The sequence below is a fragment of the Pectobacterium versatile genome, from assembly GCF_003932035.1.
Classification (GTDB): Bacteria; Pseudomonadota; Gammaproteobacteria; order Enterobacterales; family Enterobacteriaceae; genus Pectobacterium; species Pectobacterium versatile.
Genome location: NZ_CP034276.1, coordinates 2,244,026 through 2,267,355, shown reverse-complemented (window position 1 = coordinate 2,267,355; position 23,330 = coordinate 2,244,026). Strand labels below are relative to the sequence as shown.

Here is a 23,330-nt window from a genome sequence, read left to right as displayed (position 1 = left end):
AATTGGTGCAAATAGTCGGTCAAAAAAACGTTAAGATCGCGATTTGATTTATTTTTATTCTACCTAAAACTATTTTTTCTTTTTTGTCGTGTTCTCCTTATCCTTTTTTATCTCGTTCCCTCTTCTTTAATCTCCCGCTGTCTGGGTGTTTTTTCACCTGAACATCCCGTTGCCTCGCCCCGTCTGCTGACGAGGAAAGGCAAATATGGTATAAGCAAGGCTTAATTTTTTATTTAAGGTAAACCGGTGAATATTCAGGCTCTTCTCTCCGAAAAAGTCAGCCAGGCGTTAACCGCCGCGGGCGCGCCAGCAGACAGCGAAGCTCAGATTCGTCAGTCGGCAAAAGCACAGTTTGGTGATTATCAGGCCAATGGCGTCATGGCCGTGGCCAAAAAACTGGGCATGCCGCCGCGACAATTGGCCGAAAAAGTCGTCCAACTTTTGGCGCTGGAGGGCATTGCGGAAAAAACAGAAATCGCAGGCCCGGGATTTATTAATATTTTTCTCGATAAGCAGTGGGTTGCGAGCCAGGTTGAGAACGCCCTGAATGCACCAAAACTGGGTTTAACCCCAGTTGAACCACAAACGATTGTGATTGACTACTCTGCTCCTAACGTCGCGAAAGAAATGCACGTCGGTCACCTGCGCTCAACCATCATTGGTGATGCATCGGCCCGTACGCTAGAATTTTTAGGCCACAACGTAATTCGTGCGAACCACGTTGGCGACTGGGGTACGCAGTTCGGCATGCTGATCGCCTACCTTGAAAAAATGCAAAACGAAAGCGCCAACGAGATGGATTTGTCCGATCTTGAAGCGTTCTATCGTGAAGCGAAGAAACACTACGATGAAGATGCCGATTTCGCCGAACGCGCGCGCGCTTACGTGGTGAAATTGCAGGGTGGTGATGAGTATTGCCGTCAGATGTGGCGCAAGCTCGTCGATATCACCATGACGCAGAACCAGATCAACTATGAACGCCTCAACGTCACGCTGACCAAACAGGATGTTATGGGTGAAAGCCTGTATAACAGCATGCTGCCAGGCATCGTTGCCGACCTGAAAGCAAAAGGTCTGGCGGTTGAGAGCGAAGGCGCAACGGTCGTTTTCCTTGATGAATATAAAAACAAGGAAGGCGAACCGATGGGCGTTATCATCCAGAAAAAGGATGGCGGCTACCTCTACACCACAACGGATATCGCCTGTGCCAAATACCGTTATGAAACCCTGAACGCCGATCGCGTGCTTTACTACATCGATTCTCGTCAGCATCAGCATTTGATGCAGGCCTGGACCATCGTGCGTAAAGCAGGCTATGTGCCTGATTCTGTCAGCCTGGAACACCATATGTTCGGCATGATGCTGGGCAAAGACGGTAAGCCATTCAAAACGCGCGCAGGCGGAACGATCAAACTGTCTGAACTGTTGGATGAAGCCTACGATCGCGCCCTGAAGCTCATCGCAGAGAAAAATCCACAGATGGAAAGCGATGAGTTAACCGCGCTGGCGAAAGTGGTTTCTATCGGCGCGATCAAATACGCCGACCTGTCGAAGAGCCGCACGACGGACTACGTTTTTGACTGGGACAACATGCTGGCGTTTGAAGGCAACACCGCGCCTTACATGCAATACGCCTATACGCGCGTCGCGTCTATTTTCAAGCGTGCAGCTATACAAGAAGACAGCTTAACGCAGCCGATTACGCTGAGTGATGAGCGTGAATTTGCACTTGCTACGCGTCTGCTGCAATTTGAAGAAACCATCACTTCCGTCGCCCGCGAAGGCACGCCGCATGTAATGTGTAGCTACCTGTACGATCTGGCGGGCCTGTTCTCCGGTTTCTACGAGCACTGTCCGATTCTCAATGCCGAAAGTGATGACGTGCGTCAAAGCCGTCTGAGACTGGCACTGCTGACTGCGAAAACGTTGAAGCAAGGTCTGGATACGCTGGGCATCGAAACCGTCGAAAAGATGTAATTCTCCATCGACTGAAAACTTATTTATCTATCGATTGAAAGCAAAAACGCCATTGGTGACAAACCAATGGCGTTTTACGTTACAGGCAAAGACAGCCGTGCGGTGATAATGGATAGATCGTAAAGACGCTGTGAATACATCCCTGTACGCTCGGATTGCGCGAATATGAATCTCATCCCTGAGATTCACCCTTTCAGGGCCATCGCAAGCGACGTTCAAAAACGTTCCTGACGTTTTTGTCCATGGCGCAAACGCTTTACTCTTCTATTCCATTATCACCGTTGTATTCAATAACGTTGTCACACGCTACGGCGGGCGAAATCCCGAGGACGGAATCCCAACAGCGCCAACGTGGCAAAATAGGAACCCGCCCCTGCGACCACGACCAGCAGCAAACGCAGAATGCGCATCGTCATATTGCCGTCATCCCATGCGGGCATCCACCACAGCATGCCCAATAAAACCAGCGACATCACAATAACGGCAGCCAGCAGGCGAACCAGAAAACCCCGCCAACCCGGCAGCGGCTGGAAAATGTCCTGCTTACGCAGTTGCCAATACAGCAGTCCGGCATTCAGGCAGGAGGCTAGACCGATAGACAACGCCAGACCAGCATGTTGCAGCGGGCCGATAAAGATCAGGTTCATCACTTGCGTCAGGATCAGCGTGACTATCGCTATTTTGACGGGGGTCTTGATATCCTGCCGGGAATAAAAGCCAGGCACTAACACTTTGACGACAATCAATCCCATCAGTCCGACCGAGTAGGCAATCAGCGCACGCTGGGTCATCAATGCATCAAAAGCGCTAAATTTGCCGTACTGGAACAGCGACACCGTTAAGGGCTTAGCCAAAATGCCTAATGCCACCGCGCTCGGCAGCGCCAACAGGAAACACAGGCGGAGCCCCCAATCCATCAGGCGGGAGTATTCGTCATTATTGCCACTGGCAAAACTCTTCGCCAGCGATGGGAGCAGGATCGTCCCTAACGCAACGCCCAGTACACCGGAAGGAAACTCCATCAGGCGGTCGGCGTAATACATCCATGACACTGCCCCTTCGCTGAGGAAGGAAGCAAAAATGGTGTTGATGATTAACGAAATCTGACTTACCGACACCCCCAGAACCGCAGGCCCCATCAGCTTCATGACTCGCCAGACGCTCGGATCACGCCACTTCAGGCGCGGCAGTACCAGCATGCCAATCTTTTTCAGATGCGGTAGCTGATAGCCGAGTTGCAGTAAACCGCCAACCAATACCGCCCAGGCCAGCGCCATCACCGGTGGATTAAAATACGGGGCGGCAAACAGCGAGAAACCAATCATGCTGACGTTAAGCAATGTCGGTGCAAACGCAGGCACCGAGAAACGGTTCCAGGTATTTAGCACCGAACCGACCATAGAAGTCAGTGAGATCAGCAGGATGTAGGGAAACGTGACTCTTAATAGATCCGAAGTGAGTTCAAAGCGCTCTGGCGTCGCGGCAAAACCGGGAGCGGTCACCATGATGACCCAGGGTGCAGCGACCATCCCCGCCACGGTGACTAATGCCAGAATCAGCGTCAGCATACCGGAAACATAAGCGAGGAACGTCCGCGTAGCTTCGTCGCCCTGCTGACTTTTGTATTCGGCCAAAATCGGCACAAAAGCCTGTGAAAACGCGCCTTCCGCGAAAATCCGTCGGAGCAGGTTAGGCAGTTTGAACGCCACAAAGAAGGCATCCGTCGCCATACCCGCACCAAAAATACGAGCGACGATCGCATCGCGCACAAACCCTAAAACGCGCGATAGCATGGTCATAGAACTGACGGCAGCCAGTGATTTAAGTAAATTCATCCGATTATTTTCTGAACGGTTCAGGACCGATTATTAACCCGTTGAGGTCATCCTGATTGCGAGGTGCGACTAGTCTACGCATTGCGCGTGTAATAGCTACCGAACATTGGCATAACCGTCGAACTTTTCAGCTTTTTCCCAGCAATTGTTCAATCATTCGCTGGGACAGCAATGCCTGGTTACCTGATGTTTCCGCTGGTTTCCGTTGTTCAATGGCTGTGATGAAATGCTGTACCGCACCGACAAATCCGCGTTGTTCTAGCGTGGTTTGCCAAGATGGTACGGCTGGGCGGATCGTTATTCCTTCGCGATCTTCACGCCATTCACGCATCTCATCCACCTGATATAGCCCACCCTGTGTGACGGCCTGAACCCATTCCCGCTGGCTTCCCGCATGACGATGCATGCTGGTCGTCACCTGACAACCGCCGCTCTGGAAATGGTGCTCGGCATATAGCAATTGGCCGTCCGCATTCGCATGCAACACACCATCAATCAGTTGAGCATCGCCGCCTGCCAGCCAGAGTGCGGTATCCACCACGTGCAGATAATCGTCGAGCAGAGTAAAACGGACATCTTGCGGCCCAACGCCATTAATGCGGTGTTTATCCATACGCAAAGATGCCGGCTGATCCAGCCGCTGTTTTAGCTGCTGATAGCACGGTGCGAAACGGCGATTAAAGCCAACCATCAGAATTTTTTGTTGTTGCTCCGCCAATTCAACCAGTGCTTCCGCCTGCTCCAGCGTCTCTGCCAGCGGTTTATCCACATAGACATCGACACCCGCATTAAGCAACTGGCTCACAACGGAAAAATGACTGGCAGTACTGCTATGAACGAAGACCGCATCGCACTGCGCTGCCAGCGCATCCAGCGCCGAGAAACTCGTCATCCGGTAGTGCTGACAAATTCGCTGCGTCTTTTGCCAATCGGGAGAAAACCCGCCGACCAGTTCCCAGCCCTCAGCCTGACTGAGAATCGGCAAATAGGCTTTCTGCGCGATGGATCCCAGCCCAACGACGCCGATACGGGGACGTCGAGCGGAGACGTTATGTTCTGAAATACTATTTTCTGAAATGCTATGTTCTGCAACACGTTCCGCAGACGTAAACTGAGGCTTCATGACGAGCTTTCTCCCTGATACCAGTTCATTACGCTAACAGCGCGGCAAGCTGACGTTTGAGTTCAGCAACCTCTTTTTCTAACACCTCAACACGCTCGGCTAGCGGTGAATTATCACTTTCGCTGTCCGCTTCGGGAGCGACAGTCTCACTGACCTCGCCGCTGAAAAGATGCTGATAGCGACTTTCTCGTTTCCCTGCTTCACGCGCCAACCGGACGACAAATGGCCCATCCTCACGCTGTTGCAACTGTTCAAGGGTGGACTCAGCTTCACCAACATCTGAAAATTCATACAATCGGGCCGCACGTGTACGCAGCTCGCCTGGCGTCTGCGGGCCGCGCAGCAGCAGCGTCGTCACCAGCGCCACTTCCGCAGGTGAAAGCTTCAGGTCACCAAATTCAGAGTTGCAAAAACGATGTTCATACTTCACCACTCGATTACCAAACCCGCTGAGCGTGCGCAGGAAATGCTTCTTCACGAGTAAATCCAGCGTTTGCTGGACCTCGCTTTCGCTCAGTTCCATCACGGGTTCGCGGTTGGTTTTCTGATTACAGGCCGTGGTGATGCCGTTTAACGACATTGGGTATTGATCCGGCGTGGTGATCTGCTTTTCCAGCATGCAACCAATCACGCGGGCTTCACGAGCATCCAATTGGTATTTCATCATTTTTCCTTAACGCGGAGACTTCCACTCGGCGTTGGTCAGCGCGGTTAATACATGATCCTGCCATTTGCCATCAATGAGCAGATAATTCTTCGCATAGCCTTCACGCTCAAATCCCAAACGCGTCAGTAACCCCCCACTACGCTGGTTATGCGGCATATAGTTAGCCATGATGCGATGCATATGCTGCTGACGCTGCATATAACGTATTGCTGGTTGCAGCGCTTCATACATCAGCCCTTGCCCCTGCCATTTTTGACCGAGTGAATAGCCCAGGTAGCAGGCGTGAAACGATCCCCGCAGCACGTTGCTGAAATTCGCCACGCCGTACACTTCGTTTTCATTCTGATCCAACAGAAGGAAGTAATAGGCGCTGCCCTGTTTATGCATATCGTTAATCACGCTCAGACGCGCTTGCCAGCCTGATGGATAGCAATGGCTGGCGTCTCTCACGGGTTCCCACGGCTTAAGAAAATCACGGTTTTCAGAATAGTATTCGGCCAGACGCCATGCATCGCGTTCATGGGCCAGACGCACCACCAGCCTGTCAGTTGTCAATTGCACTCTTGCTGGCGTTGAACGGTAGCCAAACATTTTTCCCCCTGCCTCTCCATGTTATCGATAAGTAAAATTCATCGCCGCTGAAAAAGTGACTATTCCACACAAGCAGAAAATATCGGCATTCCCGATAATCCTTACTATAACCACATAAATTCATAGACGTAAAATCCCCGTCGTCGAGTTATTGCGCAGTTGAGTCAGGAAAGGCATTTTTTCTCGCCGAAATGCTACTCGGATAACGTTAAATCGATAAAAAAATATTATCCAACAATAGGCTATACCAAAGTCGAATTAGAGTACAAAATAGTCACGTCTGTTATTTTCCTCCTTTCTTTGTTGTGGTGAAACATGCCTCTGATGTCGCAAGCTCGGAGCTTGGGTAAATATTTTTTATTACTCGATAATATGCTGGTGGTTTTGGGATTCTTCGTTGTCTTCCCCCTTATTTCCATTCGTTTTGTCGACGATCTCGGCTGGGCCGCATTATTAGTCGGTATCGCATTGGGATTGCGCCAGTTTATTCAGCAAGGGCTCGGTATTTTCGGCGGAGCTATTGCTGACCGTTTTGGTGCCAAACCGATGATTATTACCGGGATGCTGCTACGTGCCTCCGGTTTTGTGTTCATGGCGATTGCCGACGAACCTTGGCTGCTCTGGCTGTCTTGTGCGCTATCCGGTCTTGGCGGCACGCTATTCGATCCGCCGCGTACCGCACTGGTCATCAAACTGGTTCGTCCGCAGGAACGTGGCCGTTTTTACTCTCTGTTAATGATGCAGGACAGTGCTGGCGCCGTTATCGGTGCCCTCATTGGTAGCTGGCTGCTCCAGTATGATTTCGAGATCGTCTGCTGGGCAGGCGCGGTCATCTTTGTGCTTGCTGCTGCACTCAATGCCTGGCTGTTGCCGGCCTATCGCATCTCGACGGTCAAGACGCCAATACTGGAAGGTCTGACGCGTGTCATTCGCGACCGCCGTTTCCTAATGTATGTGTTAACGCTGACGGGCTACTACATGCTGGCCGTGCAGGTTCTGCTGATGTTGCCCATCATGGTCAACGAGCTCGCCGGAACACCGTCTGCGGTGAAATGGATGTACGCCATTGAGGCGGGGCTGTCGTTAACGCTGCTGTACCCTATCGCACGCTGGAGCGAGAAGCGCTTCCGGCTGGAACAACGCCTGATGGCGGGGCTTTTCATTATGTCCGTCAGTATGTTCCCGATCGGGATGACAACGGAGCTGCAAACCCTGCTGCTGCTTATCAGCCTCTTTTACGTAGGTTCGATTATTGCCGAACCTGCGCGTGAAACCTTAAGCGCTTCGCTGGCGGACTCAAGAGCCAGAGGCAGCTATATGGGTTTCAGTCGACTTGGGTTGGCGCTCGGTGGCGCGATTGGTTACAGCGGCGGCGGCTGGTTATTCGATACCGGACACGCGTTGAATCAACCGGAACTGCCGTGGTTCATGCTAGGCACTATCGGGTTCCTGACGTTAGCCGCACTGTATTGGCAGTTCAATCAACGCCGCATTGAACCCGCGATGCTGGGTGGTCATTAGTCTGAATTTTACCGACGAGTTTGATCTCGTCGGTAAAGCCCCTCTATACTTTCCTAATACATTCAAACAATTGTTATCGTCGTGAGCCTCCTCGCACACTCGACTTATCTTGTTTGATAATGGGTTACACTCTGGGTCGCACAACGGCCTTTGTCTATACCTTGTTATATTAGGAGACGACGTATGAAGCTCTACATTTACGATCACTGTCCCTACTGCGTTAAAGCGCGCATGATCTTCGGTCTGAAAAATATCCCTATCGAACTGCAAATACTGGCGAATGATGACGCTGCGACGCCAGAGAGATTGATCGGCCAGAAAATGGTGCCCATTCTGCAAAAAGACGATGGCAGCTACATGCCAGAAAGCATGGACATCGTTCATTACATCGATCATTACGACCGCAAACCGCTGCTGACTGGTTCAACTAATCCGGCCATCGCCGCCTGGTTGCGTAAAGTCACAGAGTATACGCCGCGCCTAATTATCCCCCGATTTGCTCAGGCCGCCTTTGAAGAATTTGCCTCCGCTTCCGCCCGACACTATTTCGTCAATAAGAAGGAAGCCCAGCTAGGCAATTTCGCTGACCATCTGAGCCATTCACAGGGGCTGATTAAGAAATTGAACAACGACTTACAGGATCTGGATCCGCTGATTGTTCAGCCAAACGCCTGCAACGGCACGTTATCAACGGACGACATCAACCTCTTCCCGCTGCTACGTTCGCTGTCCATCGTTGCAGGTGTTACGCCGCCTTCCCGCGTTGCTGACTATCGGGATAACATGGCAAAACAGACTCAGGTAACGCTACTCAGCAGTCTGGCAATCTAACCGTTTAGTTTCACTCCGCCGCTTCATTCTGAAGCGGCATTATCCGCCATTTCAGTGCTATCCTATTGTTTACCCTGCGCATCAGGCGCACGCTGCCCGTGCAGAATCGTGTTGATTGTTCACATACAGAGATCGTTCATGTGAATAGACTACCGTAGTAATGAATTGTGCGCGTAAATAGCACCAAGAGGTCAGAATAATGAAAAAATCAGGATGGATGGCAGCGGCCGCAGTGCTGCTTGCTTTTACACTCAGCGGCTGTAATAAACTCACGCAATACACGCTCAGTGAGCAGGAAGTGAATGAGTACCTGCAAAAACACAACGATTATCAGAAACAGCTGGGCGTGCCTGGCGTGGTAGATGCCCATATCGTGTTGACCGAGCTATCCAGCCAGATCGGTCGGGCAGAACCGGGGAAAGTTACCCTGACGGGCAATGCGAAGGTCGATATTTCGTCCCTGTTGGGCAATCAGGCTGCCGACATGAAGCTTACGCTGAAAGCACAGCCGGTATTTGATAAAGCGCAGGGCGCGATTTACCTGAAAGACATGGAACTGGTTGATTACACCGTACAGCCGGAAAAAATGCAGACGGTAATGAAAACGCTAAGCCCGTATCTTAATCAATCGCTAAAAAGCTATTTTGACCAAAAACCAGCTTACGTGCTGAATGCGGATAAGAGCACAACGGAGTCGATGGCGAAGAAGATGGCGAAAGACATCGAAATCAAACCCGGCCAGATCGTTATCCTGTTTACTGACTAACGCTGACTCGCCGATAGCATACTCAATGTTTGCTATCGGCATCGTCGGTCTACCGTATTACTCTTCTGCTTCAGACTCGTCGGCGTCTTCTTCGCTTTCGCCCAGCTCATCCCGCATGGCTTCCAGCGCTTCGCGGCACACTATCGCCAGTGTGCGATAAAATGCAGTAGTGGCGTGGCTTTCCACCTTCCCGAGGAAACGATCGCTCCACGGTAAGAGATATTCATCAAACAGGGTAATCTGTGCCGCTGTTTCATCTTCTTGTGCCTGATCTTCCAGCCATGACGCTGCAAGCAACAAGCTACCAAAATGACCAACCGCGCCGTCACTTAACGGCATGCCGCGCTGTTGCAAAAAGGTACGAATTTCCGCGTCATCAGCATCGCTTTCATAGGATGAGCGCAGCGGTGAAACCGCGCCGTTTTCACTATCAAATAGCGCCTGATAATCCGCCGCCATTGCGGGCAAATCCAACCCCTTTTGCAAACGGGCCAACAACGCATCCTGCTCTAACGGCCAGTGCTGCGCCAGTTTCCCGTCTTTAATCAGCGTGAATAGCGGTGTCAGCAAAGGATCCTGCGGCTGGCGATAAAACAGTGTGCCCAATAGGCGGCACACAATAGAAAACTCGTTCATTCATAATCCTAGTTATTTTTAAGTGACAATGCGTTGAAGTGAGATTGCTTTAAGTGACAGCGTCACAAATCAGCAAGTTCAGCGATAGTCGGCATTCCACGCTGTTCGAGAAAATCCAACACGCGCCGAGGGCTTACGTTTAATATCCGATCCTGCGGGAAATTCACTTCCTGCAAAATACGTTCGCAGTGGGTAAAGTCTCCCAGAGAAAACGCAATATGGGAATCGGAACCTAAAGAAAGTAACCCACCCGCGTCACGAACGGCTTCCGCAATCGCCCGACAGTTTGGCTCACTGCCTTGGCGTGAATGCATGAAAGAGGAGTTATTCAGCTCCAGCGCAACGTTGTATTTCGCCGCGGCTTCCGCGATCGCGCGAATATCGACGGGAAATTTCGGGTTACCGGGGTGGCTAATGATATGCGCGTCGCCGCGTGCCATGGTCGCGATCATCGCCGTAGTATGCGTGTCTTTATCCTGTGGTGGAAAAACCGGCTCATGGAAGCCCGCGATTATCACATCCACCTGATCCAACATGGGGCCAGTGCAGTCGATATCGCCTTCGGTGTTTTTAATATTCGCTTCGATACCGCGTAGGATACCGACACCATCAACCAGACGCGGCCAGACGCGCATATTCATAAAGTGCCAATAATGCGGCGCATCCGCCATATCCGGGCCATGATCGGTAATGGCAAACAGGCGGATATTCTTCTGCTGTGCTTCGACGATGTAGTCATGCAGGGTACTGTAAGCATGTGTACTGGCAACGGTGTGCATATGTAAATCGACGGGATACATAGTTTCTCCTGGGTCAACGTTTGCGAGTCAGCATACCATTTTCAGGGATATTCCGCAGCCAGTGAGCGAAATTACAACGCATGATTAACAGAAATGAAACATCGACTTTTTGCGTAACGACGGGGAATGGATGAAGGCGAGCGTAAAAACGGTGAGCAAAGCAACAAATTGCGTTAACTTTAGCTAATTGCGCGCCTTGAATGCAGAAGTTTGTTGACGCTGTTCGGCAATTTCCCTACATTAGCGCCGTCCGCTACTATGCGATACAGCGAGACCACGGTGAGGTGTCCGAGAGGCTGAAGGAGCACGCCTGGAAAGTGTGTATACGTGAAAACGTATCAAGGGTTCGAATCCCTTCCTCACCGCCATATAAAAGAAAACGCCCTTGACGCAAGTTAAGGGCGTTTTCTTTTGTATCGTTGGAACGGATGAGAAGCCTTGACAGGGTTCGACAAAACGACAGGACTAGCGTTTTTGGACCGCCAAGGGCGGCCCGCAGGGCGAGCGGCAGGACGCCGCGAGTCAATCCCACCACAGATGTACACCGAGCAGCCCTTGACGCAAGTCAGGGGCGTTTTCTTTTATGGTACTGGAGCGGATGAGAAGCATCGGCAGCGTTCGATTAATGCCTGAACCCCGCCGTTTTGTTGCAGTTATCTTGCCCCCAGCGCCAGATAGCTGCCTGCGGATTCATCGACGCGGAATTGTTCAACGGTGCGTGATAGATCCTGTGCCTGTTCGCTCAGCGATCTTGCGGCAGCCAGCGCTTCTTCAACCAGCGCCGCATTCTGCTCCGTACTCTGATCCATCTGCGATATCGCGAGATTGACCTGCTCAATACCGGAACGCTGTTCTGCACTCGCGACGCTGATTTCGCCCATCATAGATGTTACGCGGTGTACGCTTTCAACCACTTCACTCATGGTATCGCCAGCCTGTTTCACGAAATCCGTGCCCTCGCCCACCTTGGCAACGGAATCATCAATCAAACCTTTAATTTCTCTGGCTGCGGATGCCGAGCGCTGCGCCAGCGTGCGGACTTCACTTGCGACCACGGCGAAACCACGCCCCTGTTCACCAGCACGCGCCGCTTCCACCGCCGCATTCAACGCCAGAATGTTCGTCTGGAAAGCAATGCTGTCAATAACGCCGATGATATCCACAATCTTACGCGATGATGAGCTAATGGAATCCATCGTTACGACAACCCGGCTGACAACATCCCCACCGCGCACTGCCACATCCGACGCCGACACCGCGAGTTCATTCGCGTAGCGCGCATTGTCCGCATTCTGTTTCACCGTTGCCGTCAGTTGTTCCATTGCCGCTGCCGTCTGCTCTAATGCGCTGGCCTGCGAATCGGTACGAGCCGACAAATCACCGTTACCCGATGCGATCTGCGTCGAAGCCGTGGCAATGGAGTTTGTGCTGCTGCGAACCTGATTAACCAGATGCGACAGGTTGTCGCGCATCGCGCGAATAGCGTAAAGAATACTGGTTTGATCGCCCGGCTTCGTTTCAACATCGACACGCAAATTGCCTTCCGCGATTTCTCGCACAACCTCCACCGCATATTGCGGCTCGCCGCCAAGCTGGCGCATCAGCGTACGCAACATATTCCATGCAAATGCGGAAATGATTAACAGCAGAATCAACCCTAAAGACAGCAGGATCAGCGCATTGTGCCAGAACGTCTGCTGAATATCGTCAATGTAATCACCGTAGCCAATCGTCCAGTCCCAAGGCTCGAATTTAATGACAGCATAAAGTTTCTCAACCTTATTTTGCTGCCCTGGACGCGTCCCTTCTGCGATCACCGTGCCAATCGTATTGCCTTGAAGTGAAGCACGGTAGCGTTCTCCGGCTTCTTTACCGCCATTCGCATCGACGATGCCAATACGCTTAGGATTCGGGTGCACATAGTTCACGTCATTGGTGTAACCGCGCACGAAGAAATAGCGATCGCCCTGATGGAAACTACCGATCGTCCGTTTGGCTTCTTTCTCTGCTTCATCGCGCGACAGTTGGCCACTTTTCTCCAGTTCATACGCCTTCTGTGCCGCAGAATGAGCCAGTTCAACCAGCGTAGAGAGCTGGCCAGTGCGTTCACTCATCATCGTGTTATAGAGTGTGTTCAGCGCCACCGCAGATAAAATTAGCATTCCTAACAAGGTCGTACCGCATAGCAGTGCAATTCTGGTTCGTAATTTCACTATATTCTTCTCTCTAATCTCTAACTGCTTTTCAGAAAATTCCGAGGAAAAAAAATTACACTACATTGGCGCCTTGAGCCATACCATTCAGGTAGTAATGATAGATTTTTTAACAATAAATAATGAAAAATCACCTTATTCGCTCAATTTAAAACCACAATCGAGCAATAACGACTAAGAAATTGGCGAAAAATGATCGAAAGCGAAATAAATGCGTAAATGACGTTACAGAAGCAATAAAGCCCCATTCTGTCATGCGAGACTCATGTATTTGTCGTTCGCTTCCGTCAGTTGATCTCTGTGTCGATTGAACAGAGAGAGATGCAGAATCAGGGTATTTAGCCCCTAAAAAACAAAAGCCTCCGCAAAAGCGGAGGCGTTCCCTCTAATGACAAGGCGCGCTAAGCGGTAACAGCCCTGTCCTCCATGGCTTTTCGCCAACCTCCCAACCAGTAAGACCGGGCATTAATTGATTGATAAGGACAAAATTCCTTTGGTCTACCGACAATACCTGCTTGATAACCACGTGAATGAGCCCGTTCCAGGCGATCGCGTTTCTGTCTCTTCATGCCTTATTTCCCTCATCATTTATCTGGTGGAAAGAAAACAATGATTACTTTGTAAGCAATCACAGACTATCAATACCGATTCTGTCGCCAAAGGTCAAGGCGCAAAATTCACGCCAGTGTCATATTTGTGATCCAAAATAGGAATTTTCCCCGTTAAAGAACCGAAAAACCTAACTAATTGAAAACAATAAAAAACCTCTAAAAACGTAATGCAATCACAGCATTACATCTCTAGAGGCCTGATTTTTTTAGAACGTTAGTTATGTCAAACCGTGATCGGATAATACCGAGCACCCGTAACCGTTATTTCAGCGTCCCCGCCTGCTGGGCAATCGACTGGGAAACCTGCTGCCAGCCTTGCGCCAGTGTTCTTACCAGCGCGTCATAGCCATCTTCCGTTTGTGGCAGCACTACGCTAAAGGGGCGTTTAGTCACTTTTCCCTGATAGGTCAGCATCCATTCACCACGGACGATAACATTGCCATCATAACGGCCATGAAAGCCCGTGACAGCCACGTTCAGCACAGCCTGTTCGCTTCCCTGCGGCTGCGTGGTCACAACCCAACCGGGCAATTTATTCCCCAGATTAGTCACCAGCGCCTGCTGTAATTGCTGATCCAACGGGCTGGCCCACAGGTTGTTACTGGCAATGACATACTGCACATCGTTAGTCTGGTAAACCAAGCCAGCATTGACGAGGTAATCCGCCACGCTGACATGTTCAACCCATAGCGGATACCCCTGAGTCACCGCAGCCTGCGTCGTAGTGGTATCCGCGATTGTCGGCAGCTGATAGTACGTTTTCTGTGTATTACTGCTGCTGCACGCGCTCAATACCAGCGCCAGAACCAGTGTCCATGCTTTCATCATTATTTTGCCCTCTTCGGCTGAGGATCCTGACTACCCGAGGCCTCAAAGACCAACGCATTACTTTTCTCATTCAGGGTACGCAGCACAGGCTGTAGTTCCCGCAACACCTGATCCAAGCGCTGCATATCCGCCACCATCTTGTTATACGCCGGTGAGCCAGGCTGGAAGCCTTTCATGCTGCGATTCAACTCAAGCAAGGTTTTTTGCATATCTTCCGGCAGATCCTGCATCGCTTTGCTCGATGTCAACTTGTTCAGCGTCGCCAGCGTTTTTTGCATTTCGCGCAGCGTTGCCTGACTTTCGGTCAGCGTCTTCGTTGCTTCATTGACCATCGGATTCAGCGGCAGGTTATTTACCTTATCCAACACCGCCATCAGCTTCTGCTGAATCTGTGACAGGCCACCGTCAATGGTTGGCAGAACTGGGTAACCATCCAGAACGAACAGTTGTTTATCCACTTTCTCTTTTGGATAAAAATCGAGATCGATATAGAGCGCTCCCGTCAGGAGGTTAGCCGACTTCATCGACGCACGCAGCCCCAGCGACTGGGCTTGCTTCAGATGCTGTTCAAAGTCGAACGAGCCACCGATCTTCTTCTCGAACCGATCGGGTTCAATACGGATCAGCACCGGAATGCGATAGTCATCATCCAGTTCCTGCTTCATATTGCGCGGGAAAAACGGCGCTTCCGCAACCGTTCCCAGTCGAATGCCGCGGAACTCAACCGGTGCTCCCGCCTGTAGACCGCGGATCGATTCGCTGAAGAACAGCAAATACTCTTTATATTCGGTGTATAGCGAGTCCTGAATACTGCGTTGGTTATCAAACAGTCGGTACTGCGCCATTGTCTTGGCCGCATCGCCCAGCTCCCATCCAGCGGGAACATCAAAGCTGACGCCACCGCTGAACAGCGTAGTCAGCGAGCCCATTTCGACACGCATGCCCTGCGCCGACATATCGAACGCCACGCCGCTGTCTTTCCAGAAACGAACATTGCTCGTGACCAGACCGTCATACGGCGCAGAGATAAACAGCTGATAACGCATCTTACGTGCTTTCGGATCGAATTCGCTGGTTTCCACCGACCCCACCCGATAGCCGCGGAACAGGACCGGATCGCCCGCATTCAACTGCCCAGACTGCTCACTGTCTAGTATCACCCTGATGCCTTTCGCATCCGGCGAGGCCAGCGGCGGCGCATCCAGCAGGGTAAATTCGCTTTTATCATTTTTACTGGCTCCGGGCTGTAGCTCAATGTAAGCGCCGGATAATAGCGTGCCCAGACCAGAAACCCCTTCGCGACCAATTTGCGGCTTCACCACCCAGAAAGCAGAGTCCTGCTTGAGCAGTTTACCCATACCGTCATGCAGGCGTGCTTTGATCTCCACCTGATGGAGGTCGCCACTCAGCACTACACTCTCTACGATCCCAACGTCTACGCTACGACTCTTGATGGCAGTTTTTCCCGCTTCAATGCCTTCTGCGTTGCTGGTAATCAGCGTAATTTGCGGCCCCTGATGGCTGAAATGGTAAAACAGTATCCAGGCACCGATCAGTACCGTGACAATCGGCACAATCCAGACCGGCGACCAGCGTTTAATCGTTTCTACATCCGCAATGGCATGGTTATCTTTCGCCAACGGCAGGCTCCTTATGAAGAACATCATCGCGACGATCCCACAACAAGCGGGGATCAAACATCATCGCGGCAAACATGGTCAGAATCACCACGGCCGCAAACAGTACCGCACCAATGGCGGGATAAATACTCATCAGGCGACCGATGCGCACCATCGCAGACAGGACGGCAATAACGAACACATCAATCATCGACCAGCGCCCAACAAACTCAACCATCTCATAGATGACATGCATCCGCTCGCTGTCTTCCGTTTTCTTGGTTTTGCGATTGGCCTGCCAGCAAAGCCAGCCTAGCGCCAGCATTTTTAGCGATGGCACCATGACGCTGGCGATAAAAATCACCAGCGCGACAGGATAAGAGCCCATACCCCACAGCAGGATAACGCCCGACATGATCGTCGATCCCATGCGATCGCCGAAGGCTTCTGTCACCATGATCGGCATCAGATTCGAGGGGATATAGAGCATTATGGAGGTAATCAGCAGGGCTAGCGTCCATTGCAGGCTGTGCTTCTTACGGGCATGTCCACGTGAGTGACAGCGCGGGCATACTAACTGGTTGGCTGGCAGAATGGCGGTGCAACATGTGCATAAACGCAGCCCTTGCGATAGCCCGCTTTGTCCCAGAACCGGTGGCGCAGGTAGCGCGGGGGGCGGCACGATGTCATTCCACAACCAGCGGCGATCGAGGCTTTGGAAGGCCAGTAATTGTAGCAGACAGAACAGGACAAAAGGCATAAAACTGGTGCCGATACCGATATCACCATAGGCCATCAGTTTGACAAAGCTGACCAGCACGCCAGCAAGAAAAATCTCTGCCATTCCCCAGCTTTTGAGGTGGAACAGCATTTTGCCCATGCTTTTTTTCAATGCCAGCGGCAGCGAAGCGTGTAGGCAAAGCAGAATGAGAGTCGCCATACTGAAAGCTGGAACCAATTGAACAAACAGCATAAACAGCGTCGCGACGCTGGCATAGTTTTCCGCCACCATCACTTTAGGAATTTGTATCAGGGTAATTTCGCTGGTGATTCCCGCTACACGCATAGAAACGAAGGGGAAGAGGTTTGCCAGCAATAGCATGACCAGCGCACTCACCGCGTAGCCAACTGGCCGTTTACGCGGTTCCGTCTGGTGGTTGGTTAGCGTGGTTTTACAGCGTGGGCAGGTCGCTTTCTGGCCGCGTGACAGCTCAGGTAACTCCACCAGCAGGTCGCACTGCGGGCAAAGCATATAGTCATCATGGTGATGCTCGTGTTGAAGATTACAGTCATGCCGATCGTGATGGGAACACACACGTTCTCTCCTTCAAAATTCGTCAGCTTCTGACTGAAAACCCCATCAATACGGGATATTACACCCATATTGATGGCGTCATACAACCACGTGGATTAGCCGTTTTTCTGGGCTTCCAGCTCTTCCCAACGTTCGAAACAAGTTTCCAGCGCACTTTCCGCTTCCGCCAGAGCACTTAAGACCTGTTGCGTCTCTTCGCGTGGGCGGTTAAAGAAACTGGCGTCATTCATTTGCGCTTGCAGCGACTCAATTTCCTGCTCCAGTTGCTCAAGACGCAGCGGCAATTGGTCTAATTCGCGCTGCTGGTTATAACTTAATTTCCCCGTGCTTCGTTTAGCGGACGGTGCGGTGTTCACCGTCGCCGTTGGCGCGGTTACCACCGATGCAGCCGTCGTTCGCAGTGGTGTCGCCGTTGCACGCTGCTGTTGCGCATCAAAATACCCGCCGACAAAGCGAGAAATTTTGCCCTCGCCTTCAAAGATCCAGCATTCGGTAACCGAATTATCAACGAACTGACGATCGTGGCTGACCAGCAGAACCGTTCCCTGATAACTTTCGATTAACTCTTCCAGCAATTCCAGCGTTTCCACATCCAGATCGTTGGTCGGTTCATCGAGAATCAACAGGTTACTGGGTTTGAGGAACAAACGCGCCAACAGCAGGCGGTTACGCTCCCCACCTGACAGCGCTTTTACTGGCGTCATGGCGCGTTTCGGATGGAACAGGAAGTCCTGCAAATAGCCCAGCACATGACGTGAACGGCCGTTGACCATCACTTCCTGCTTGCCTTCTGCCAGGTTGTCCATCACCGTACGTTCTGGATCGAGTTCAGCACGGTGCTGATCGAAATAGGCAACTTCCAGCTTCGTGCCACAGTGCACGCGTCCGCTGACCGGTTCTAACCCACCGAGCATTAATTTTAGCAGCGTGGTTTTACCGCAACCATTCGGCCCTACTAACGCAATCTTATCGCCACGCTGTACCTGGGCGGAGAAATTGCTCGTCAGCACTTTATTGTCAACCTGGTAGCTTACCTCTTCCAGCTCAAACACAATCTTGCCGGAGCGGGCAGCTTCTTCAACCTGCATTTTCGCCGAGCCCATCACTTCACGGCGCTGCGCACGATCCTGACGCATTGCCTTCAGCGCTCGTACGCGGCCTTCATTACGGGTACGACGAGCTTTGATGCCCTGACGGATCCATACTTCTTCCTGCGCCAACTTGCGATCGAACTCCGCATTTTGCAGATCTTCCACCCGCAGCGCTTCTTCTTTCCCTTCCAGATATTTTTCGTAGTTACCCGGCCAGGAAACCAGTTTTCCGCGATCGAGGTCGACAATGCGGGTCGCCATATTGCGAATAAACGAGCGGTCATGGGAGATAAAGACAATGCTGCCCTGGAACGTTTTCAGGAAGGTTTCCAGCCAGTCAATCGTCTCAATATCCAGATGGTTAGTTGGTTCATCCAGCAGCAGCACACGCGGTGAACTCACCAGCGCTCTGCCGAGTGCAGCTTTACGCAGCCAGCCACCGGAAAGCGAAGCCAGCGGCGCATCGGCGGACAGACCAAGCTGTTCCAGCACCTCGTGAATGCGACTTTCCAATTGCCACAGGCCCTGATGCTCCAGAACGTCCTGCAACTTAGCCAGTTGATTCAGGTTCTTTTCACTCGGATCGCTTTCTACCAGACGCAGCATAGCGTGATAGTTTTTCAGGTGATCCGCCTGTGCGGCGACCCCTTCAGCAACAAAATCAAAGACGCTACCGGCAACATCACGCGGGGGATCCTGTTGCAGGCGCGCGACAATCAGATCCTGTTCATAGGTGATACGGCCATCATCCAGCGGGATCTCTTTGGCCAGAATTTTCAGCAGGGTCGATTTGCCCGCACCGTTGCGGCCAACCAGACAAACACGCTCATTCTCTTCGATATGGAGTTCGGTGTTATCCAACAGCGGCGCATCGCTGAACGACAGCCACGCACCTGAAACACTGATTAAAGACATCGGTTACTTTTCCTCACCGGCATGCGTCAGCAGCCAGCAGTTATGAATTTGACGATTACGGGCAAAATCCTGCGATTGGGTCTGTGCGGTAATTTCTTTGGCGTTCAGCCCCAGCGCAATCAGACCAGCGGTATCCATCTGGAAGCCACGTTTATTGTTCGAGAACATGATGGTGCCGCCACGACGCAGCAGGCGTTTGAGATCTTTCATCAGCGCCAGATGATCGCGCTGGACATCAAACGACTCTTCCATCCGTTTTGAGTTAGAGAAAGTCGGCGGGTCAATGAAGATCACATCAAATTGCTCGTTCCCGTTATGTAACCATGACAGGCAATCTGCTTGGATCAGACGATGCTGACGCCCGGTCAGACCATTCACCCGCAGATTTTTCTCTGCCCATTCCAGATAGGTGCGTGACATATCGACAGTGGTCGTTGAACGTGCACCGCCCAGTCCGGCATGCACACTCGCCGTGCCGGTGTAGGCAAACAGGTTAAGAAAATCTTTGCCACGGCTCATCTCACCCAGCATTTTGCGGGCGATACGGTGGTCGAGGAATAGGCCGGTATCGAGGTAGTCGGTCAGGTTGACCCACAGCTTGGCGCCAAACTCTTCCATCAGCAGGAAGTCACCTTTCTGAGCCAGTTTCTCATACTGGTTTTTACCTTTCTGACGTTCACGCGTTTTCAGCACCAAACGGTTCGACGGTAATTCCAGCACGCTCAGCGTCGCGTTGATCACATCAAACAGGCGCTGACGAGCCTTTTGCGCATCAATGGTTTTCGGCGGCGCATACTCTTGTACGACGACCCAACTGCCGTAGCGGTCAACCGCCACATTATATTCAGGCAGATCGGCATCATAGATGCGATAGCACTCAACCCCCTGCTGCTTCGCCCATTTTTCCAGCTTGCGCAGGTTCTTGCGTAGACGGTTGGCAAAGTCTTCTGCGATTTGCCCCGCAGCCCCACCCTGCGTTTCCGCCAGTTGATAATTTTTCTGTACGCAGTCCAGCGGGCCGTTTTTCGCCTTGAATTGGCGCTCGGCACGCAGTTGCAGGCAGCTCAGCAGTTCCGGCGATGCGCTGAACAGCGAGAGCTGCCAGCCACCAAAGTCGCTTTTCATCTTACGGCCCAGCATATTATGCAGGGCAATCAATGCGGGCTCACTTTCCAGACGTTCACCGTAAGGCGGGTTGCTGACAACCGTACCTTTCGGGCCTTCCGGCAGTGGATTTTTTAGCTGCGCAGCATCCCTCACGTCAAAAGAAATCAGTTCGGCAACGCCTGCGCGACGCGCATTAGCTTTGGCAATCTCGATCACTCGACGATCGTTATCCGATCCGAAGAAACGCGCCGTCGTCGTCTGCAAGCCTTGGCTAGCACGCTGCTGCGCTTCCGTGGTCACCTCGCGCCACAGTTCGGCATCGTGCTTTAACCAGGCGTTAAATCCCCAGTGCGTGCGATGCAAGCCGGGCGCGCGATCGGATGCGATCATGGCCGCTTCGATCAGCAACGTACCGGAACCACACATCGGATCGACCAGCGGCGTGCCGCTCTGCCAGCCGGAGCGCAATACAATCGCCGCCGCCAAGTTCTCTTTTAGCGGCGCCAGTCCGGCCAGATCGCGGTAACCACGCTGATGTAAGCCATCACCGCTTAAATCCAGCGAAACGCTGGCCATATCACGCTGTAAAAAGACGTTAACGCGAATATCCGGCTGCTGTTTCGCTACGTCTGGACGCTGTCCGGTTTTGCGCGTGAAGCTATCCACAATCGCATCTTTGACTTTTAACGCGCCGTACTGGCTGTTGCGGATATCTTCATTGGTACCGGTAAAATGCACGGCAAAGGTTTTATCGATACTGAAGATCGTTGACCAGTCAATCGCCTGCACGCCCAGATACAAATCCAGATCGCTGTGTACCTTGAATTCATTCAGCGGCAGCAGAATGCGCGATGCCAGACGGCTCCACAGCAGGCTCTGGTACAGCAGGCGATTGTCACCCTCAAAATGGACACCGCCCTGCACAACCGCACAGGACTGCGCACCCAATGATTCGAGTTCGCTTTTTAATAATTCTTCCAATCCCCGCGCCGTACTGGCAAACAAAGCATTCATGTCGTCACTATCACCAAAAAATAGATTCATAAAAGAAATTGAGGCGCATTATAGCTAATCCGAGACGCTTGTCATAAAGTTGCCGTTTTACTTTGGCAAGGAACAGGTCAGTGATTGGCGTAACGCGGCTTTATATTCATCCGGTAAAATCGATGCGGGGGCTGCAACTGTCCCACGCAATGGCGTCTGTCAGCGGTTTGGCGAACGATCGTGCCTTCATGATTACCGAATCGGATGGCACATTTATTACTGCCCGCCAGTATCCGCAGATGGTGCTATTTACTCCCGCCTTGTTACCCGATGGACTGTTTATTGCTGCGCCGGATGGTCAAACGGCCACTATACGTTTTGCCGACTTCACCGAAACACCTCAGCCGACAGAAGTCTGGGGGACGCACTTTACGGCACTCGTCGCCCCTGAAGCCATCAATGTCTGGTTAAGTCACTATTTTCAGCGTGCCGTACAGCTTCGCTGGGTGGGCAATGAGCCATCGCGGCGAGTGAAGCATTATCCAGACGTTCCTTTAGCATTTGCCGACGGCTATCCGTTTCTGCTAATTAATGATGCCTCATTTCAGGCGCTACGCCAGCGCTGTTCCGCCGGCATTAAAATCGAACAATTCCGTCCCAATTTGGTCGTAACAGGCGCGGAAGCCTTTGCCGAAGACAGTTGGAAGACCATTCGGATTGGCGAGGTTATTTTTGACGTCGTCAAACCCTGTAGCCGCTGCATTTTCACCACCGTCAGCATCGAACGTGGCCGTAAGCATCCGTCAGGAGAACCACTGGCAACGCTGCAATCTTTCCGTACAGCCGAGAACGGCGACGTTGATTTTGGGCAAAATCTGGTCGCCAGAAATACGGGCATCATTCGCGTGGGCGACACATTGGAAGTGTTAGCAACCAAACCGCCGCGTCCTTATGGTTCCGGTCAGGTAGTCGAAAGCCTTGTCGTTCCCGAAAAAAGCGAACAGGCCGTCACCATCCACTATCAGGGAAAATCGTTACAAGGGAATAATCAGCAGATTTTACTGGAACAGTTGGAGCAACAGGGTATCCGAATCCCCTATTCCTGTCGGGCAGGACTGTGCGGTTGCTGTAAATTGACGTTAGTCAGCGGAGAGGTCTCCGCACTGAAGCAAAGTGCCATCAGGGAAAACGGCGAGATTCTTAGCTGTAGCTGTATTCCGCAGAGTGACCTGCATTTGCAATAGAAAAGCATCTGCAATAGTCGAAGAAAAGCCAGCACGTATGCAGCTTAAAGTATGACGGGGTTTAGACGACCTTGGCGTACTCAAATGCCGACGTGCCTTCACCCAACGCGGTTTCCCACTCAGCTCTATTCTGAACGACGGCAGGCATTAGCCTGTCGTGCATGATTTTTATGGCGTCGCCCAGCCCCATGGTCTTTCCACTTAATGACAGTTGTTCTTGCGCCAGCAGACAGAGACAGGCTTTATCCCCTGCTTCCGCCACCAGAAAACAGGCCGTTTCATGGGTTTCAGTGAGCTGTACCTGTACAACATCACCCGCCTGCGGCGAATACGTTACGGCATCCGGCTGTTGGATGAAGTGCCAGCTTTTTGGCATAAGCGGTTTTAAGAATCGGCTTGCGACCAACGCATTCAGAACTAATTCGCCTTGAAGGTCACGATGCAGCGCCGCTTTCTGACATTTGTCGTTATAGGTAAAAAATAGCGCAGCATCGTCAACACAGAATGCACATTCATTAAATGCATCCGGCGTTAGCATTTTAGATGGAAAACGAGAACGGAATAACATGCCGTTAGCCAAATCCAACATCAGGCGATCGTGTTCGGTATCAAAATACCAGCGCCAGTTATCGTCAGGTTTTAACTTCATATTATTT

General features: G+C 51.8%; 19 protein-coding genes and 1 tRNA gene. 6 read left to right on the top strand and 14 right to left on the bottom strand.

The genetic code is table 11. The annotated features are described in order from the left end of the window. Nucleotides 1-246 precede the first annotated feature (246 nt). The gene (argS, locus tag EIP93_RS10245; protein WP_125232671.1) at nucleotides 247-1,977 is read left to right on the top strand and encodes an arginine--tRNA ligase; all 1,731 of its coding nucleotides are present in this window, start codon (nucleotides 247-249) and stop codon (nucleotides 1,975-1,977) included. 299 nt (nucleotides 1,978-2,276) lie between these two features. Here the strand turns inward: argS and murJ are convergent, their stop codons facing one another. From murJ to rimJ, 4 genes are all read right to left on the bottom strand, one after another. After that, on the bottom strand, nucleotides 2,277-3,812 hold the full coding sequence (gene murJ, locus EIP93_RS10240; protein ID WP_109224757.1) for a murein biosynthesis integral membrane protein MurJ: 1,536 nt from the start codon (nucleotides 3,810-3,812) through the stop codon (nucleotides 2,277-2,279). A 127-nt stretch (nucleotides 3,813-3,939) separates the two neighbouring features. Then, nucleotides 3,940-4,935 (bottom strand): Gfo/Idh/MocA family protein, encoded by a 996-nt coding sequence (locus tag EIP93_RS10235; protein WP_103860844.1) that lies wholly within the window; start codon nucleotides 4,933-4,935, stop codon nucleotides 3,940-3,942. Nucleotides 4,936-4,963: 28 nt separating this feature from the next. Further along, nucleotides 4,964-5,599: a YceH family protein gene (locus EIP93_RS10230; protein ID WP_125233333.1), complete on the bottom strand. Its 636-nt coding sequence runs from the start codon at nucleotides 5,597-5,599 to the stop codon at nucleotides 4,964-4,966. Between the two features lie 9 nt (nucleotides 5,600-5,608). Continuing rightward, nucleotides 5,609-6,193 carry a ribosomal protein S5-alanine N-acetyltransferase gene (gene rimJ / locus EIP93_RS10225; RefSeq protein ID WP_039480408.1) on the bottom strand — a complete coding sequence of 195 codons (585 nt, stop codon included), beginning with the start codon at nucleotides 6,191-6,193 and terminating at the stop codon, nucleotides 5,609-5,611. A 315-nt stretch (nucleotides 6,194-6,508) separates the two neighbouring features. On the opposite strand from rimJ, the gene mdtH reads away from it, so the two are divergent. The 3 genes from mdtH to EIP93_RS10210 all read left to right on the top strand — a co-directional run bounded on the left by mdtH (nucleotide 6,509) and on the right by EIP93_RS10210 (nucleotide 9,311). Beyond that, nucleotides 6,509-7,714, top strand: coding sequence for a multidrug efflux MFS transporter MdtH (gene mdtH, locus EIP93_RS10220; protein WP_103860846.1), 1,206 nt, complete (start codon nucleotides 6,509-6,511; stop codon nucleotides 7,712-7,714). Nucleotides 7,715-7,897: 183 nt separating this feature from the next. Then, nucleotides 7,898-8,545 (top strand): glutaredoxin 2, encoded by a 648-nt coding sequence (gene grxB, locus EIP93_RS10215; RefSeq protein ID WP_103970943.1) that lies wholly within the window; start codon nucleotides 7,898-7,900, stop codon nucleotides 8,543-8,545. Between the two features lie 199 nt (nucleotides 8,546-8,744). Then, the gene (locus EIP93_RS10210) at nucleotides 8,745-9,311 is read left to right on the top strand and encodes a lipoprotein (RefSeq protein ID WP_125232670.1); all 567 of its coding nucleotides are present in this window, start codon (nucleotides 8,745-8,747) and stop codon (nucleotides 9,309-9,311) included. A gap of 57 nt (nucleotides 9,312-9,368) precedes the next feature. Here EIP93_RS10210 and EIP93_RS10205 read toward each other — a convergent pair whose 3' ends face one another. Then, entirely contained in the window at nucleotides 9,369-9,947 is a 579-nt protein-coding gene (locus EIP93_RS10205) for a TorD/DmsD family molecular chaperone (RefSeq protein ID WP_103860848.1), read from the bottom strand. Nucleotides 9,948-10,009: 62 nt separating this feature from the next. After that, entirely contained in the window at nucleotides 10,010-10,747 is a 738-nt protein-coding gene (locus tag EIP93_RS10200; protein ID WP_107332953.1) for a phosphatase, read from the bottom strand. A gap of 278 nt (nucleotides 10,748-11,025) precedes the next feature. Here EIP93_RS10200 and EIP93_RS10195 point away from each other — a divergent pair. Further along, nucleotides 11,026-11,115, top strand: a tRNA-Ser gene (locus EIP93_RS10195). 285 nt (nucleotides 11,116-11,400) lie between these two features. On the opposite strand, the gene EIP93_RS10190 is transcribed toward EIP93_RS10195, so the two are convergent. The 7 genes from EIP93_RS10190 to rlmKL form a co-directional block, all read right to left on the bottom strand. After that, nucleotides 11,401-12,960: a methyl-accepting chemotaxis protein gene (locus EIP93_RS10190; protein WP_125232669.1), complete on the bottom strand. Its 1,560-nt coding sequence runs from the start codon at nucleotides 12,958-12,960 to the stop codon at nucleotides 11,401-11,403. Between the two features lie 401 nt (nucleotides 12,961-13,361). Continuing rightward, nucleotides 13,362-13,529 carry a ribosome modulation factor gene (gene rmf, locus EIP93_RS10185; protein WP_010276992.1) on the bottom strand — a complete coding sequence of 56 codons (168 nt, stop codon included), beginning with the start codon at nucleotides 13,527-13,529 and terminating at the stop codon, nucleotides 13,362-13,364. Between the two features lie 303 nt (nucleotides 13,530-13,832). Then, a complete protein-coding gene (gene pqiC, locus EIP93_RS10180; protein ID WP_103940504.1) occupies nucleotides 13,833-14,399 on the bottom strand; it encodes a membrane integrity-associated transporter subunit PqiC in 567 nt (188 codons plus the stop codon). Next, on the bottom strand, nucleotides 14,399-16,066 hold the full coding sequence (pqiB, locus tag EIP93_RS10175; RefSeq protein ID WP_370685993.1) for an intermembrane transport protein PqiB: 1,668 nt from the start codon (nucleotides 16,064-16,066) through the stop codon (nucleotides 14,399-14,401). The genes pqiC and pqiB overlap by 1 nt, the downstream gene beginning before the upstream one ends. Then, nucleotides 16,026-17,333: a membrane integrity-associated transporter subunit PqiA gene (gene pqiA, locus EIP93_RS10170; protein ID WP_103860852.1), complete on the bottom strand. Its 1,308-nt coding sequence runs from the start codon at nucleotides 17,331-17,333 to the stop codon at nucleotides 16,026-16,028. Before pqiA ends, pqiB begins: the two co-directional genes overlap by 41 nt. A 95-nt stretch (nucleotides 17,334-17,428) precedes the next feature. After that, nucleotides 17,429-19,339, bottom strand: coding sequence for an ABC transporter ATP-binding protein (locus EIP93_RS10165; protein ID WP_107332957.1), 1,911 nt, complete (start codon nucleotides 19,337-19,339; stop codon nucleotides 17,429-17,431). Between the two features lie 3 nt (nucleotides 19,340-19,342). Then, entirely contained in the window at nucleotides 19,343-21,460 is a 2,118-nt protein-coding gene (gene rlmKL, locus EIP93_RS10160; RefSeq protein ID WP_116587104.1) for a bifunctional 23S rRNA (guanine(2069)-N(7))-methyltransferase RlmK/23S rRNA (guanine(2445)-N(2))-methyltransferase RlmL, read from the bottom strand. A gap of 110 nt (nucleotides 21,461-21,570) precedes the next feature. Between rlmKL and EIP93_RS10155 the strand changes: the two genes are divergently transcribed. Continuing rightward, nucleotides 21,571-22,674, top strand: coding sequence for a YcbX family protein (locus tag EIP93_RS10155; RefSeq protein WP_039481251.1), 1,104 nt, complete (start codon nucleotides 21,571-21,573; stop codon nucleotides 22,672-22,674). Between the two features lie 61 nt (nucleotides 22,675-22,735). On the opposite strand, the gene EIP93_RS10150 is transcribed toward EIP93_RS10155, so the two are convergent. Beyond that, complete coding sequence (locus tag EIP93_RS10150; RefSeq protein ID WP_010308830.1) at nucleotides 22,736-23,323, bottom strand: cell division protein ZapC; 588 nt, start codon at nucleotides 23,321-23,323, stop codon at nucleotides 22,736-22,738. Nucleotides 23,324-23,330 lie beyond the last annotated feature (7 nt).